Origin of the sequence: Halomonas sp. IOP_14 (assembly GCF_021021315.1) — a bacterium.
GTDB lineage: Bacteria > Pseudomonadota > Gammaproteobacteria > Pseudomonadales > Halomonadaceae > Vreelandella > Vreelandella titanicae.
This window is the reverse complement of the sequence record NZ_JAINWD010000020.1, coordinates 24,489-39,677: the sequence shown is the minus strand read 5'-3', so window position 1 is coordinate 39,677 and position 15,189 is coordinate 24,489. Positions and strand designations below refer to the sequence as shown.

19 protein-coding genes and 1 pseudogene are annotated in these 15,189 nt (G+C 57.0%); 18 read left to right on the top strand and 2 right to left on the bottom strand.

All coding sequences use genetic code 11. The annotated features are described in order from the left end of the window. The first annotated feature begins 56 nt into the window (after positions 1-56). From K7H09_RS14465 to K7H09_RS14440, 6 genes are all read left to right on the top strand, one after another. Positions 57-314, top strand: a complete 258-nt coding sequence (locus K7H09_RS14465; protein WP_208797111.1) for a type II toxin-antitoxin system HicA family toxin — start codon at positions 57-59, stop codon at positions 312-314. Further along, positions 311-646: a type II toxin-antitoxin system HicB family antitoxin gene (locus K7H09_RS14460; RefSeq protein ID WP_141440132.1), complete on the top strand. Its 336-nt coding sequence runs from the start codon at positions 311-313 to the stop codon at positions 644-646. Before K7H09_RS14465 ends, K7H09_RS14460 begins: the two co-directional genes overlap by 4 nt. A gap of 329 nt (positions 647-975) precedes the next feature. Then, a complete protein-coding gene (locus tag K7H09_RS14455) occupies positions 976-1,158 on the top strand; it encodes a type II toxin-antitoxin system HicA family toxin (protein WP_084625441.1) in 183 nt (60 codons plus the stop codon). A 38-nt stretch (positions 1,159-1,196) separates the two neighbouring features. Continuing rightward, complete coding sequence (locus K7H09_RS14450; RefSeq protein WP_141440133.1) at positions 1,197-1,616, top strand: type II toxin-antitoxin system HicB family antitoxin; 420 nt, start codon at positions 1,197-1,199, stop codon at positions 1,614-1,616. Between the two features lie 295 nt (positions 1,617-1,911). After that, a complete protein-coding gene (locus K7H09_RS14445; protein WP_208797109.1) occupies positions 1,912-2,091 on the top strand; it encodes a hypothetical protein in 180 nt (59 codons plus the stop codon). Positions 2,092-2,161: 70 nt separating this feature from the next. Further along, positions 2,162-3,394: an MFS transporter gene (locus K7H09_RS14440; RefSeq protein WP_230805018.1), complete on the top strand. Its 1,233-nt coding sequence runs from the start codon at positions 2,162-2,164 to the stop codon at positions 3,392-3,394. Between the two features lie 10 nt (positions 3,395-3,404). Here the strand turns inward: K7H09_RS14440 and K7H09_RS14435 are convergent, their stop codons facing one another. Together K7H09_RS14435 and K7H09_RS14430 are read right to left on the bottom strand one after the other, a co-directional pair. Next, positions 3,405-4,187, bottom strand: a complete 783-nt coding sequence (locus K7H09_RS14435; RefSeq protein WP_009287879.1) for a sulfite exporter TauE/SafE family protein — start codon at positions 4,185-4,187, stop codon at positions 3,405-3,407. A 21-nt stretch (positions 4,188-4,208) separates the two neighbouring features. Continuing rightward, positions 4,209-4,355 (bottom strand): annotated as a pseudogene (locus K7H09_RS14430) (helicase C-terminal domain-containing protein); the annotation flags it as partial. Between the two features lie 75 nt (positions 4,356-4,430). Here K7H09_RS14430 and K7H09_RS14425 point away from each other — a divergent pair. From K7H09_RS14425 to K7H09_RS14370, 12 genes are read left to right on the top strand one after another with little or no spacing between them, the layout of a single operon-like run. Beyond that, the gene (locus K7H09_RS14425; RefSeq protein WP_201764700.1) at positions 4,431-5,099 is read left to right on the top strand and encodes a beta-ketoacyl synthase chain length factor; all 669 of its coding nucleotides are present in this window, start codon (positions 4,431-4,433) and stop codon (positions 5,097-5,099) included. After that, positions 5,096-5,884 carry a lysophospholipid acyltransferase family protein gene (locus K7H09_RS14420; RefSeq protein WP_141440134.1) on the top strand — a complete coding sequence of 263 codons (789 nt, stop codon included), beginning with the start codon at positions 5,096-5,098 and terminating at the stop codon, positions 5,882-5,884. The genes K7H09_RS14425 and K7H09_RS14420 overlap by 4 nt, the downstream gene beginning before the upstream one ends. Then, the gene (locus tag K7H09_RS14415; protein ID WP_039859949.1) at positions 5,856-6,125 is read left to right on the top strand and encodes a phosphopantetheine-binding protein; all 270 of its coding nucleotides are present in this window, start codon (positions 5,856-5,858) and stop codon (positions 6,123-6,125) included. Before K7H09_RS14420 ends, K7H09_RS14415 begins: the two co-directional genes overlap by 29 nt. Next, positions 6,115-6,381: an acyl carrier protein gene (locus tag K7H09_RS14410; protein WP_085947160.1), complete on the top strand. Its 267-nt coding sequence runs from the start codon at positions 6,115-6,117 to the stop codon at positions 6,379-6,381. Before K7H09_RS14415 ends, K7H09_RS14410 begins: the two co-directional genes overlap by 11 nt. A gap of 3 nt (positions 6,382-6,384) precedes the next feature. Continuing rightward, positions 6,385-6,909 carry a hypothetical protein gene (locus K7H09_RS14405; protein WP_230805014.1) on the top strand — a complete coding sequence of 175 codons (525 nt, stop codon included), beginning with the start codon at positions 6,385-6,387 and terminating at the stop codon, positions 6,907-6,909. Beyond that, the gene (locus K7H09_RS14400; protein ID WP_141440136.1) at positions 6,906-8,597 is read left to right on the top strand and encodes an AMP-binding protein; all 1,692 of its coding nucleotides are present in this window, start codon (positions 6,906-6,908) and stop codon (positions 8,595-8,597) included. Before K7H09_RS14405 ends, K7H09_RS14400 begins: the two co-directional genes overlap by 4 nt. Further along, complete coding sequence (locus tag K7H09_RS14395; RefSeq protein ID WP_039859942.1) at positions 8,590-9,345, top strand: glycosyltransferase family 2 protein; 756 nt, start codon at positions 8,590-8,592, stop codon at positions 9,343-9,345. Before K7H09_RS14400 ends, K7H09_RS14395 begins: the two co-directional genes overlap by 8 nt. Beyond that, the gene (locus tag K7H09_RS14390; protein ID WP_041158931.1) at positions 9,342-10,283 is read left to right on the top strand and encodes an LpxL/LpxP family acyltransferase; all 942 of its coding nucleotides are present in this window, start codon (positions 9,342-9,344) and stop codon (positions 10,281-10,283) included. The genes K7H09_RS14395 and K7H09_RS14390 overlap by 4 nt, the downstream gene beginning before the upstream one ends. After that, positions 10,267-11,838, top strand: a complete 1,572-nt coding sequence (locus K7H09_RS14385) for an HAL/PAL/TAL family ammonia-lyase (protein ID WP_041158930.1) — start codon at positions 10,267-10,269, stop codon at positions 11,836-11,838. The genes K7H09_RS14390 and K7H09_RS14385 overlap by 17 nt, the downstream gene beginning before the upstream one ends. Continuing rightward, positions 11,828-12,268: an acyl-CoA thioesterase gene (locus tag K7H09_RS14380; protein WP_039859936.1), complete on the top strand. Its 441-nt coding sequence runs from the start codon at positions 11,828-11,830 to the stop codon at positions 12,266-12,268. Before K7H09_RS14385 ends, K7H09_RS14380 begins: the two co-directional genes overlap by 11 nt. Further along, positions 12,265-12,867: a LolA-related protein gene (locus tag K7H09_RS14375; protein WP_041158929.1), complete on the top strand. Its 603-nt coding sequence runs from the start codon at positions 12,265-12,267 to the stop codon at positions 12,865-12,867. Before K7H09_RS14380 ends, K7H09_RS14375 begins: the two co-directional genes overlap by 4 nt. Further along, the gene (locus K7H09_RS14370; RefSeq protein ID WP_041158928.1) at positions 12,864-15,176 is read left to right on the top strand and encodes an MMPL family transporter; all 2,313 of its coding nucleotides are present in this window, start codon (positions 12,864-12,866) and stop codon (positions 15,174-15,176) included. Before K7H09_RS14375 ends, K7H09_RS14370 begins: the two co-directional genes overlap by 4 nt. The last annotated feature ends 13 nt before the right edge of the window (positions 15,177-15,189 follow it).

Below are 15,189 nucleotides of genomic sequence, written 5' to 3'. Positions count from 1 at the left end.
TTTTTTATTTGCAGTAGCTCCAGGTTCCAAGCAGAAACATTAGGGGCTAGCAGCAAATGGCTAATACATCGCAAAAGCTAACCCGATTTACCTATCGCCTACGCCAAGACTCGAACGGTGGTCACTACGCCTGGTTTGAAATCCGAATCCGCTCGCAGAGCCAGCGCGTCAAGGGCGGTTCTTTGACCGCATTAGCCGTTGTATTGTTTGATGAAGTGCGTGTTTTTCATCGCCCGCACCCATCACCGGATACCGATAAGGGCGCTGTGGCCAGCATACGCAAATGGTTAGAAGAGAACGGAGAGACGCCATGAATAACATCATGATCATTGACGGCTATCGCGCCGTCATCCAGTACGACCCCGACATTGAAATGTTCCGTGGCGAATGCATTGAGCTAAGCGGCGGGGCCGACTTCTACGCCGATAGCGTTGCCAGGCTACGCGACGAAGGCAAAATCTCGCTGCGTATTTTTCTGGATGAATGCCAAAAGCGCGGCATTAAACCCACCAAGTCCTACTCTGGCAAGTTTCAGGTGCGTCTACCGGAAGAACTGCACAAACACGCCGCCGACGCCGCCACGACCAAAGGACAAAGCCTTAAGCAGTTTGTAACCACCGCTATCGAACACGAACTTTCTGTTTAAGCAATTCAGCCGCTTCATTTTCCCAATGCCCTGTTTTAAAAACATAATCCCCGGCCATCCAATGGCCGATGGTCTTTGGTATCCGTCTCCTTACAGAAAAGCTGGCTCCTTCCAGCTCGCGCATCCAAGCGTCATAGCCAGCTCCTCAAGCCCCCATTGATGTAAGCCATTGCCGACAAGATTTGTAAAAGATCTCTTACACCGACAATCACCGGATAATCGACGGAACCACCCATTGAGTAAACTGGGGTTATCAGGGTTATAGAAGTTGACCCTTTTGAAACTTGGGGTTATAGTAACCCCAATAATTAACAGCACAGGGGCAGGAGGTGGATAGCAGAACACTGATAAAAGAACTGAAGAAAGATGGCTGGGAGTTGGTCAGAGTCAACGGCAGCCACCACCACTTCAGGCACCCTACCAAGCCCGGCACGGTCACCGTGCCACATCCTAAAAAGGATTTGAAAACGGGCTTGGTAAGAGCAATCAGAAAAAGCGCCGGTCTCTTATGAGGTTGGCCACTGCTGCCCCCCATAAAGGAGATCAACGTATGTTGTTTCCCATTGCAATTGAGCGCGGCGACGAACAGCACGCCTATGGCGTCGTAGTACCCGATCTTAACGGCTGCTTTTCAGCGGGTGACACCTTTGAAGAGGCGTTAGCCAATGTGAAAGCAGCGATCGAAGGATGGCTGGAAGTAGCCGTGGACTATGGCGACCCCATTCCCGAAGCGACGTCCATTGAGCACCACATGGACAACCCTGATTACGCTGGTTGGATCTGGGCGGTGGTCGATATAGACCTGACCCCCTACCTGGGCAAAAGCCACAAAATCAACGTCACATTACCTGATTTACTGGTTAAGCAAATTGACGACTTTGTGGCCAGCCACCCCGGCGACAAAACCCGCTCGGGCTTTCTCTCCCGCGTCGCCATGGCCGAACTGGCCAGAGCACGCAAAGGCGCATAACCCAAGATAAACAAGACCCCCGGCCACTCCACATGGCCGAGGGTTTTTATTGCCGCATTATTCTGGCGAAGCGTTTCCGCAACGCGTGCTCTTAGGCGACACTTTCACTATGGCAAAGTTTTGCTAAGTTGCAAACAAGTAATTTAACGTTACGCAATGTAATGGTTCGCCTACACCGCCCAACACCTGGCTTGCCTTACCACCACCCCTTGAACTGCTGTGCGGTCACAAAACAGCCCTGGCCACCATTTGTTGGCACGCATCAACAGTACGACCAAGTAAATGCGGAGACTGTATGATGAATATCCAGCCTATCCATAACGATGCCGATCTTGATCGTGCATTTGCTCGCCTAGAAGAGCTATGGGCCGCAGATGCTGGTACTCCAGAGGCTAATGAGCTTGAGGCACTCTCCTTGCTCATCAAGAAATATGAAGATGACCGCTACCCTGTCGGTTCTTCCCATAGCGCTTAACGGTTCGTAGCCGAACCTGACTGCTTGAGAAGTAGAAGGTAAAAAACACAAACATAGCACGCTAACAAACATGCTACGATTAGCGTTTGTGCTCTTCACTCTCTCCCCTCCTCTTGATATGGACAAGACTATTAGCCAATTAACACATATTAAGGCCGTACTACTGTTTGCCAGCACCATGACCGTGATGTCGGGGGCAATTATCGCGCCTGCACTGCCGGGCATCAGCCGCCATTTTCCCGACCAGCCCCAGGTAGTGATCCAGCTGATTCTGACCCTGCCTGCGCTGATGATTACGCTGTTCAGTCCACTGATGGGTTATCTTGCTGACCGGTTTGGGCGCAAGAAATTGCTGCTGATGATGCTGGGCATCTACGGTTTTGCGGGGGGCGCGGGCTTTTTCATTGATCGCGTGGATCTGCTATTAAGCTCCCGCGCACTGATGGGGATTGCGGTAGCCGGTATTCTCAGTATCAGTACCACGCTGGTGGGGGATTATTTTGACAGCTCCGAACGCGCCCGTTTTTTGGGGCTGCAAAGCAGCTGCATGGCGCTGGGCGGGGTAATCTTTATTAACCTAGGCGGGCTACTTTCCGACTGGAGTTGGCGCGGCCCGTTTTTACTCTATATGACTGGTGTGCTGCTGCTTCCCTATGCCTGGGTGATTCTCCAAGAGCCTCGATCCAGTGATGGTGCCAGCCGCGATACAAGCGATGCGCCGGTAACGGTGGACTACGGGCGTACCTGTCTTGCTTACCTGATCGCCATGATCAGCATGACCATGTTTTATATGTTTCCCGCGCAGCTGCCCTTTCTGCTTTCCCAACAGGGCCAGATTAGCGGCATGGCGATCGGCGTGGCGCTCTCGATGGCAGCCCTGACGGCCAGCATCGTGGCGTTTTGCTATGGTTACTACAAGCCGTTCCTGTCGGTGATGACAATCTATGTGCTCGGCTTTTTCCTGGCGGCAGCCGGTTTTTTGGTGGTGGGCTTCACCCAGAGTTACGCCATGGCAATCGTGGGTGCGGCGATCTCCGGATTTGGCCTTGGCGCCTTCATGCCCAATACCACCACGTGGCTGATGCGGATCACTCCTCAGCGAGTACGGGGCCGGGTATTTGGCGGTTTTACCTCGACCTTCTTTTTTGGCCAGTTTATCTCCCCGGTGGTGGTCGCCCCGGCGGTGATCTGGCTGGAGTCGTTGCGTAACGTGTTTACCGGCATGGCAGTCGTGTGCGGCCTGCTGGCCGTTATCCTGATCATTCTAGGCAAGACGACGCTAAAGGCCGACAGCCAACTTTGAGCATCAGCACTTACGCGGGCGGGTGAATCAACCCCACGACACTGACAAGAATCAGCACCGCGCCCAGCACACGAAAGAACAGCCCGGTGTTCGCTTTGAGCATATAGCGATGGGCTTTCTCGCCCACCAAATGGCCGATAAAGGCACAGGGCAGCAGCCACAGCTGGTGAATTAACTGAAGATCCACGCCTGCAATCAGGAACGAGACCATTTTGATCATCACCAGGATAAACCACAGCACAAACATGGTATCCCGCAGTTGCTCTTTGGCGACGTGAGTGGCGAATACCGCCACAATCAACGGCGCGCCAATCAGCGACGTACCGCTGACATACCCACCAAGCGCCAGCAGCACGTAGTCCACGTACTTGTTCTTGCTTTTGAACGGCTTATTCAATACATAGCCAATGGCATAGATGATCACAATGCCGAAAATGATACTGGTCATGACTTGTGCGGGCAGCGTTAACAGCCCCACTACCCCAATCAGCTTGGGGATGATCATGATTTTCAAGGCTTTGGTTAAATAACCCCAATCGATATTACTCTCTGGCGATGTGGTGCCCACGCCCGCTTGCTGTAGCTGGCGATGCCCACTCCAGGCGATCCAACTGGAGAAAATCAGCAGGTGAATGGCAATAATCGGCAAGAATACCAGTGGCTCGTTGACGACCAAAAGCAGGAAAGGCAGTGCCAGCACGGCACCGCCAAAGCCCAAGCTGGTTCGCACAAAACCGCTCCAGGCAAAAATTAGCCCGATCAGCGCATACTGGTACCAGAGTAGATCTGTCATGGTTCGCGTTAGGATCCTAAGTTAGGGGTGGATATCTCCCAGCGTCCACCAACGTGGCAATAGCGCACGTACGCTGGCCTGGGCAAAACGATCATCCATTAATACCACAACCCCTTGATCTTCTGGACTGCGAATAACGCGACCTGCGGCCTGCACCACTTTGATCATGCTAACTAAGTCTGCTTTCATAGCCCCCTCAATTAAGTTAAAGTGGCCGACTTTTTTGGGTGGGTCGTTAGAACTGTGTCTTTTTCCCTATATCTCGAAGATTGGCGGGGTTGGCTTCCTGAAGGGGCGATTACCACCAGCAAACCAAGCTGGCGAATCTCGGCTCAGTTGGGCAAAGGGATGCCGGCCATGCTGCGACGGCGTCTTGATGACACGGGCCGTGCCACCTGCGACATCCTTCGAGAATTGGATCCAGAGGCCGGCTTGCCCTTAGTGCATGCCTCACGACATGGGGGCACTGCCGATACGTTGGCGATGCTTGAAAACTTGCAAGGCGGCCACCCTGTCTCCCCAACCCGTTTTTCAATGTCGGTGCATAATGCAATTTTGGGTGTTCACTCCATCTCTCAGTCTCATCACCGGCCTTTACAGGCGCTAGGCGCCTGTGGCGATGAGTTTGACGCGCTACTTTACGAGTCATTCGGATATCTCATGGAAGGATATCCTGCCGTTATTGCCGCTTTCTCAGAAAGCCCTTTGCCCTCTGCTTATCAAGGGTGTACTGAGCATCCCGGTACGGCATGCGTTGTTGGCATGCGATTAACGCTGAACCAGGGACGACAACTAACAGCTACAAAGCCAACGCATTGTGCTTACCCAACGCCTATCACAGTAATGAACTGGCTTAATGGAGATGCTCCCTTCCTGGATGGTAGGAGTCGCTGGCAGTTGAGGCAGGAATGAATATACATAGATGGTATCGCGGATTGGGCACCGCTCTTTCTTTCACAGCCTTCGGAATCGGTGGCCTTTTTATTGGTTTAGTGGTTGCCCCGTTGCTGAGCCTCTGTGTGCGTAACACCGAGCGGCGCCATTATTTAGCACGGCGCCTTATCCAATGCTGCTTCTTAGCTTTTATCAAGATGATGCAAGGCCTTGGAGTCCTCGATTACCGCCTAGGCAACAAGGAACGGCTAATGCGTCCTGGGTTATTAGTGATAGCCAACCATCCGTCGCTGATCGATGTCGTTTTCCTATTGGCCCATACGCCCCATGCCAATTGCATTGTTAAGGGTCGGCTGGCCCGCAACCTTTTTACGCGGGGCCCAATTCATGCGGCAGGTTATATCACCAACGACACCCCCGAAGCAGTACTCGACGCAGCACGTGAGAGCCTACGGAAAGGTAATTCGCTAATCCTGTTTCCCGAAGGCACCCGTACCAGCCCGCAACGTCCGATCAAATTCCGGCGCGGCGGGGCAAACATTGCATTACGCACAGAGACAGCGATCACACCAGTACTGATACGCTGCACGCCAACAACACTGACCAAGGGTGAACCTTGGTATCACATCCCAGCCACCAAAGTCAGGATGGAGCTTCACGTACTCGACGATTTGCCCGTTACATCAGATAGCCAACAGCCGACCGGGCAGCTCGCTAGACAACTAACACAACGGCTGAGCGATCACTTCAACCGGGAATTGGATCACTTTCATCATGAGCGAAACCTGCAATCTGACGCTTGAGCTCAAGCGCCTGATCATTGACACGCTAGAGCTTGAAGATATCAATCCTAGCGATATCGACCCTAACGCCCCTTTATTTGGCGAAGGCCTCGGGCTCGACTCCATTGATGCCCTCGAACTCGGCTTGGCACTTCAAAAGCAGTACGGCATCAAGCTGGACTCCGAAGCCGAGGAAACCCGTCGTCATTTTGCTAGCCTGGCAAGCCTACAGGCACTGGTGGAGGCCCGTCGTGACAATTGAAACCGCTGACAGTAACCACGAACAGATACTGGCGCATATCCGCAAAACACTGGTCGAGTTATTTGACCTCAGTGCCGATGACGTTCAACCCAAAGCGCGCCTCTACGAAGACCTCGACATCGACAGCATTGATGCGGTGGATTTGGTTGTTGAACTCAAGCAGTTCACGGGGCGACGTATCAAACCCGATGACTTTAAGTCAGTGCGTACCATCGATGATGTCGTCAATGTCGTCGAACAATTGATGCAACGATAAGAGATGCCGAAACAAGCAAGCATGTTACTGGCGTTGATCTGGCCGATATTGGTATTCGTCCTGCACGACCACGTAGGCAGCTGGCCACTTTTAGTCGTCGGTGCCGCACTGCTCGCCTGGAGAATGCCCCAGGCTCGCTACCTCGCCATCATGGTGGCGATAGTGTTGCTAGCTTTAGGCGGCCTGGGGCACGCCGAGCTTGGTATGCGTGCCTACCCCGTCGCCGTCAATACCATCATGCTGACCATCTTTCTATCCAGCCTGTGGCGGGGCATTCCGGTCGTGGAACGTTTAGCACGCCTGCGCGAGCCTGACCTACCCCCCGCCGGAGTGCGCTATACCCGGCGCGTCACCTGGGCATGGTGCGGCTTCTTTGTCTTCAACGGGGCCATCGCTGGCTGGACGGCGCTGTACGCTGACCTGGCCACCTGGTCGTTATACAACGGCGTCATCAGCTATGGGCTGATCGCCTTGATGTTTGTCGGTGAATGGCTGCTACGCCACCGGCTGCGGAGGAGTCTGTCGTGACCTTCATCCCGCTTACTCGGTTGCCCTGGCGTAACACGATTGCGAACCATTACGCACTTCCGAATCACTGGATCGCCCCAGCGTCGCTCACTCGGCGCATCAATGCCTGGCGCCTCTGGTTAGCAGACAAACCCAGCGGCCACTGGCTGCTCTGCCATCAGCAACCTCTGGAGTTCTGCGCAGCCTTGGCGGCACTATGGGAAAGTGACCGGGTCGCGGTATTACCCGCTGACAATCGCCCAGAAACCTTGGCCCTGCTCCTTGAAAAGGTTGATGGTACGCTGCCCGACGATCCCGGTGAGCTTGAAAGCATTACACCATTCGCACATCCCGAGGCACTTGACCCAACGGCTACGGCAGTCGTCCTGTACACGTCCGGCTCCACCGGCGAGCCCGTTCATCTGACCAAGCGTTTCAACCAGTTGGATGCGGAATTGACGGCGCATGCCAAGCTATGGCCATTAGCTGATAGCGGTGTCATCTCTCAGGTCAGCCATCAGCATATCTATGGCTTGCTCACCGGGGTATTGCACCCCTTATGCACCGGCACCCCCTTCTGTGGCGATGAGTGTCGTTATCCGGAAGGCCTTTTCGCACGCCTGCAAGAGGCCGGCGCGGCCGGTTTGAAGCCAGTGATCGTGAGTTCCCCTGCCCAATTATCACGCCTACCGGAGCACCTACCGTGGAGCGAGACACCCCGCCCCACGCGCGTATTCTCGTCTGGCGCGCCCCTGGCGTTGGAACATGCCCAGCACACCGAGCGTCTACTCCAGGCGCCTGTGATCGAGATCTATGGCAGCACCGAGAGCGGCGGAATTGCCCAGCGGCGCCAAACGCAGGGTACCGTCTGGCAGGCCTTGCCAGGAGTAGAGCTAGCATTTTCGGACGATTACCTAAGCCTGCGGTCGCCGTTTCTGGAAACGCCACAACGCTGGTGGCACCAGCCGGACCGGGTGGTACCGACAGAAGGCGGCTTTGAGTTGCTGGGGCGCGCTGATCGTCTGGTCAAAATTGCCGGTAAACGAGTCTCGCTGAATCATGTTGAACGCGTCCTCGCCGCAGCGGAAGAAGTAATAGAGGCACGCTGCGTCGATCTCGGTCGAACCGATGGCCGAATGGGGGTCGTGGTCGCCCTCTACGATGCGTTCATTCCGCACCAGCACGATACTCGTCATGACTTAGTGCAACGTATGCGAGCCCATCTCTCGCACCACCTTGAACCCATCGCCATTCCTCGCTACTGGCGCTTTGTCGATGCACTGCCGAGCAATGCCCAGGGCAAGCTGGATCGCGCTCTGATCAATCGCCTGTTTGCCGATCTCGATAACCACAAGATACCGCGCTGGCTGGGTGAGCAGCGACCAGGTGCTGACTCTTGTCTATTGACCCTGGAAGTACCGGAGCGATTGATTTTTCTCGAAGGACACTTCGACGAATATCCGTTGGTGCCGGGTGTCGTGATGGTGCAGTGGGCCATCGAGTGCGCCAACGACTGCTTCGCTGAGCTGGGAGAATTTCAGGGCATCGAGCGCTTAAAATTTCAGCGGGTTTTACAACCCGGCGCACGCTTCACTTTGCAGTTGACGCGCCGCGACGACGGTATCGCCTTTACCATAGAATCTCATGAAGGTCGCCATTGCGCCGGTCAAATTCGCCTGCAAGCCAGCCACGGGGGTAAACATGGCTGACCCACATCCTTGCATCTTGATCCCCGTTTATAACCACCCAGCGACGATCAGCCCGCTATGCGATGAGCTCGCTGTATTGGAGATACCCCTGCTACTGGTGGATGACGGTAGTGACCATGAGTGCGCGAGCGAGCTTGACCGCCTGGCCGCAAACGGCCATCACCTGCTGCGCCTGGATATCAACCAGGGCAAGGGGGCCGCGGTACGTGCTGGGCTCAAGCAAGCCCAGCATCTGGGTTACACCCATGCCCTTCAGGTTGATGCCGACGGCCAGCATGGCATCGATGACCTGCCCGCTTTTCTCGCCGAACTGGATACGGCACCCGATACGCTGGTGGTTGGCTATCCCCGCTATGATGCCAGCGTGCCAAGAGTACGTTTTTACGGCCGTTATGCGACCCATATCTGGGTATGGATCAACACCTTGTCGCTGGATATCCGCGACTCGATGTGTGGCGTCAGACTTTATCCGGTCGCGGCGCTCAACCGACTACTGGCCCAGTATAGCTGCGGCAACCGCATGACCTTTGATACGGAAGTGTTAGTGCGCTGGCATTGGGCGGGGGGTGATATGGCGCATCGCCCGGTACGCGTACACTACCCGCGCGACGGAGTGAGTCATTTCGCCGTGTGGCGTGACAACCGCCAAATCTCTCTTATGCACACCCGCCTGTTCTTTGGCATGCTGCTACGCCTACCGCGCTTGCTGGCGCGACGCTGGCGAAGGCAACACGAGGTGAGCCGATGAGCCATCATTGGGCGCGGATAGGCGAGCGTGGCACGGTAGCGGGCATGTTCCTGATGGTGGTGATACAGCGCCATTTGGGGCGCTGGCCCTTTCGGCTGGCGTTATGGCCAGTCATGCTGTGGTATTTCCTGATACATGCCACGGCAAGACGCTCGTCACAAGCCTTCCTGCAGCGCCTCTACCCCCAGCTTGAGCAGCGCATTTTGGCCCGATGGTGGCACAGCTATCGCCACTTCCTGGCCTTTGGCGAAGCCCTGATGGACAAGGTAGAGGCGTGGTGCGGAAATATCACCGACGAACGTTTGGTCGGTACTGGGATTGAGCACTTCAGTGCCGCCATCGACGGCGGTCGGGGTGGATTAATTCTGGTCGCCCATCATGGCAATCTCGATGTGGTCAATGCCCTCGCTGAGAGACACGCGAAACTCGATTTGACGGTGATGATGCATACGCGCAATGCCCGCAAGTTCAATGCACTGCTTGAGCGTGTCACGGGTAAAGCCCGCCCCCAGGTACTCGAAGTCAGCGAGGTCACCCCTGCCACCGCCCAGACCTTGGCAGAGCGCATTAACGCCGGCGGCTATGTGGTCATCGCGGCTGACCGCTTTCCTCTGTCAGGGCAGCGCACGCAGACGCTTGATTTTCTCGGCGGTCAAGCAAGATTCCCCGAGGGCCCTTTCCGCCTGGCCACGCTGCTCCGTTGCCCGCTATATGCGCTGGCCTGCGTGCGCGATGGCGCTAACTTTCGAATCGACTTTGAATGCCTCGGCGATACCCAGGAACTGCCACGCCGCCAGCGCGAAACATGGATTGCCGACGCCATGCAGAACCATGCCAATCATCTAGCCGAGCGTGTTCGGCGACACCCTCTGCAATGGTTCAATTTTTATCCGTTCTGGAACAACGACACTGGATACCTTCATGACGATACTCCATGACCCGGCGGCGGGTTCTATCACCAGCGAACCTCTCATCCTGGATGGTTCGATTGTCAGCCTCGAGGAGGTACTGGCCGTCGCTGAAGGTCGCCGTCGCGTCACCCTATCAACGGCCCCGGACTTCCGTGAACGCATTGCACGCGGCAACGCCTTCCTTGAACGCCTACTCGAGGAAGAGGGAGTCATCTACGGCGTCACCACCGGCTATGGCGATTCCTGCACCCGTGAGGTCTCCGCGTCCGATCTGGAACAACTACCGCGCCAGCTATATACCTTCCACGGCTGTGGCTTGGGCGAGGCGTTGTCGGTGGAAGCCGCACGAGCAGTGATCATGGTACGCCTAGTCTCGCTATGCCGCGGCGTTTCGGGGGTCAGTGTCGAGCTCCTCGAACGCCTGACCTGGTTGCTAGAGCATGATGTGATCCCGGTTATTCCTGAGGAAGGATCCGTCGGAGCCAGCGGCGATCTGACGCCACTGTCTTATTTAGCTGCTGTCCTATGCGGTGAGCGCGACGTGTTTTATGGCGGCCAGCGGCGTCCCACCGCCGAGGTCTTCGCCGAGCACGGCCTCGTACCCTATCGCCTAAAGCCTAAGGAAGGCTTGGCATTAATGAACGGCACCGCTGTAATGACGGCACTGAGTGTGTTCGCCTTCGCCCGCACTGTCTATTTAGCGCAGCTGGCCACCCGTATTACAGCCCTATCCGTACATGCACTGGACGGTAATCCCTATCACTTCGATGCTGAACTGTTCGCCGCCAAACCCCACCCGGGACAAAATAAAGTCGCCGCGCGACTACGCGAAGATCTTCACGCAGCCAAAACACCGCGCAACTCGCCTCGCCTCCAGGATCGATACTCAACCCGCTGCGCCCCGCACGTAATCGGCGTGGTGGAGGATGCCTTACCTTGGTGGCGCCAGTTTCTTGAGAACGAACTCAACAGCGCCAATGACAACCCGTTAATCGACGCCGAACAAGGCAAAGTGATGCACGGCGGCCACTTCTACGGTGGGCATGTCGCTTTCGTGATGGATAGCCTCAAGCAAGCCTGTGCCAACTTGGCTGATCTGCTCGATCGCCAACTGGCGCTGCTGGTCGACGCTCGCTTCAATCACGGCCTGCCCAGCAACCTGAGTGGTGCCACACCCGCGCGGGCCAGCCTCAACCATGGCTACAAGGCCGTACAGATCGGCGCCTCGGCATGGACCGCAGAGGCACTAAAGTTGACCATGCCGGCCAGCGTGTTCTCGCGCTCCACTGAATGCCACAACCAGGACAAGGTCAGCATGGGCACCATCGCCGCGCGTGATGCACTGCGTGTGCTAACACTGGTCGAACAGGTGACTGCCTCTACCCTGCATGCTGCCTGCCAGGCCGTCGAACTGCGCGGTCAACTCGCCGATGCCCCTCCACTACCCAAGCGCCTGGCAGGATTTCTCGATGACTGTCGGCAGACCTTTCCCGCTCTCGGCGAGGACCGCGCACTGGAGCACGAACTGCGCACACTCTGTGACCTGATTCGCCAACGTCACTGGAGCCTATATGACGCCTAACGACCGCCCATTACCCAGTTGCGAGACCGAGCTAACAATCCCCTTCCATGATATCGACATGATGCAGGTGGCTTGGCATGGCCACTATGTGCGCTATCTGGAAATAGCCCGCTGCGAACTGCTTGATGCCATTGACTACAACTACCCGCAAATGCAGGACTCGGGGTACGCCTGGCCGGTCATTGATCTACGCCTACGCTACGCCGCTCCGGCGCTATTCGCCCAGCGTATCGCCATCGAAGCGCGCCTTAGCGAATGGGAGAATCGCCTCAAGATCGACTACACCATCCGCGATGCACAGACGCGCAAACGCCTGACGCGAGCCTGGAGCGTACAGGTCGCTGTCGGGATTGAGGATCGCGAAATGCGCCTGGAGTCGCCGCCCGTTCTGGTCGAACGTCTTCTCGCCTGGCAGGAGGCTAATCAGTGACACGCTCTATTCGCCACTCGATTGTTTATGTAGCTGTTTATGTCGCTGTTTATGTCGCCCTTAGCCTGATGGTCAGTCCCGCTACGTGGGCGGCCCTCAATGGTGATGGCCTTGATGGTGACGCCCTCGCCGAACGTCTAGCTGCCCACGCCCCGCAGTGCGGCCGCTTCGATCAGTCGCGCTGGCTGGCCGATCTTGATGCCCAGCTGGATAGCCGTGGGTACTTTGAACAGCAAGCAAACGGCCTGGTTTGGCAGACGACATCCCCCGTGCGAGATCGTGTGGTTATGAGCGAGGACAACGACGAACTGCCCATGGGGTTTCAAGTGGTCGCACCGGTGCTTGGTGGTCTTCTGTCAGGCAACTGGCAGCGCCTGGAATCACACTTCACCATCGAGCTCAGCGGTGCGCTGGACGACTGGCAAGCCAAACTGACGCCCAGTGAAGTACACATCGCCGAACGGCTTTCGCAACTGCTCGTTCAAGGCAACCAGCAAGTGGAGCACGTCGAGCTGATGTTCACCAACGATGACCGCCTCAACCTGACTCTGGCAACAGTGGATTGCGCCAGCCTCGAAGAGGGTGACCGTTCACTGTGAGCAAGGCAACGCACCCGAGCAGAATAGAACGTCTAGCCGCTATCGGTTGGGCCGGGCTGTTGCTGGGCTGCGCCATTCTGCTGGCGGGTTTGCTAGGCAGAGGGGCACCACTGGATACGCGCATCACTGCACTATTGCCGGAAACCCACCAGGGGGCTTTGCTTGAGCAAGCCGAACAGCGCTTAACCCACACCTTTGAGGACCGCTTCGTGCTGCTGGTTCGGGGTGAGTCCCCAGCCAGGCTGGTCGCCGAACTCAAAACCCGGCTAACAGATTCGGCAAGCGTCAAGGCTTTCGACGATGACAGCTTGCAGCGCCCCAGCAGCGACTTGGCGGCGTACCGTTATCGTCTGCTGACCCCATCACTGGCGGATGCCAGTGATGGGGCCTGGGTACAGCGCGGCCTAAGGCAACTGTTTACGCTGGGAAGCGAAGCGGATCCTCGCCGCGATCCCTTCGGTCTACTGGATGCCTGGCTGAACCAGCGGCTTGCTGGCCCCATACGATTGATCGACGGCCTACCGGCCGTCAGCGACGGCGACAAGCACTGGTTCGTCGTCAGCGGCCAGCTATCAGCCAGCCCCTACGACATGGCCATGCAGCAACGCCTTATGGCAGCGCTGTCGCGCTTCGGCGAGGGTCACCCCCAGGCCGAGCTGTTACGCAGTGGTCTGGTATTTCATGCTGCTGCCGGCGCCGATCAGGCCAAGCGAGAAATCTCCACTATCGGCCTGGGCTCGCTGCTGGGTATCGGCTTACTACTATGGGTCACGTTTCGGCGTGGTTCGATGCTGGCCAGTTTATGGCTGCCGGTCGCTTGTGGCATGCTGTTTGCGCTGCCACTGACCTGGGTGCTGTTTGGTACGCTCAACCTGCTGACGCTGGCATTCGGCGCCAGCTTGATCGGTATCGCGATAGATTACGCCCTGCATTTCCAGTGCGCCCGCCAATTAGCGCCCGAACAACCACTGGCACGGCTTTGGCCAGGGCTGTTGCTAGGCCTGATATCCAGCCTGGTCGCCTATCTTGTCCAACTTGCGACCCCACTGCCGGGGCTACGCCAAATGGCGACTTTCGCGGCGCTGGGCTTGGTCGGCGCCTGGTTGACCGTGCGCCTTTGGCTACCGTGGTTCACTCCTCGTCCCCATGCCGCGACGGCACGTATTGCAGCCCGGCTGGATCACCTGCGGCTACCGCCCCGAGCGCCCTTGCGTTGGGGGCTGCTGGCCCTGCTTGGCATCCTGGCGGTGGTCATCGTCGCCACACGGCTGACAACCAATGACGACCTGCGTCAGCTCAACCCTTCACCCACCGCGCTGATTGCTGAGCAGCAACGTGTACAGGGCCTATTGGCAAGTCCCACGGGCAGTCGTTACCTGATCGTCACCGCCAAGCATGAAGCCGAGCTATTGGAACGACTGGAAGCCTTGGAGGCTACGCTGGCAGAGCTGAAGACCCAAGGGCACTTGAGCCAGTACCGTCATCTTGCCCAAGCGGTACCCTCCCCTTCGACCCAGCAAGCCAACCTGGAGCGAGTGCACCAAGCCTATGACAACGCCCTGCCCGAGCTGATCGCCAAATCTGGTCTTCCCCTGGACTTACTGGAAGCCGCACAACAGCCGTTGCGAGCGGTGCCGCTATTGACCATCGAAACATGGCTTACAACCCCCGCAGGAAGTGCCGATAGCACGCTCTGGTTAGGCGACGTCGCCACTGACCAACGTTCTGACATGGCGGCGCTGGTGGTATTGGGCGATGCCGACAACATGGCCCAGAAAGCGCTCATGCGTCTTGCGGCACCGGCATATGTGCTCTACCAGGATCGGGTGGTCACGTTATCCGACCATTTGTCACGGCTACGCGATCAGATCGCCCTATGGCTGGCTGTCGCCGTCGCAGGATTAGCGGTGGTATTTGGCTGGCGCTATCGTGGGCAGGCTTGGCGCGTATTGCTGCCCCCGCTGGGTGCGCTGTTAGCGACCCTGGCACTGTTCAGCGCGCTCAATATCGGCCTGACGCTATTCCATCTTCTGGGCCTGCTGCTGGTACTGGGTATCGGCCTCGACGCTGGCATATTTAGCACGGAACACCCAGATAGCCCTGCGGCCTGGCTGGCCATCAGCCTATCCTGTGCGTCGAGCCTATTGGCCTTCGGCCTATTGTCGTTCAGCGCTACTCCGGCACTGCATTACCTGGGGCTCACCTGCCTCGTTGGGCTTGCGTCGGCGTGGGCCCTGGTGCCTTTCGCAAGGGCGAACACCCGGCACAATTCTTCCCACTGCAATTCTTCCCACTACAATCCACCATGATGGCGACAGGAGC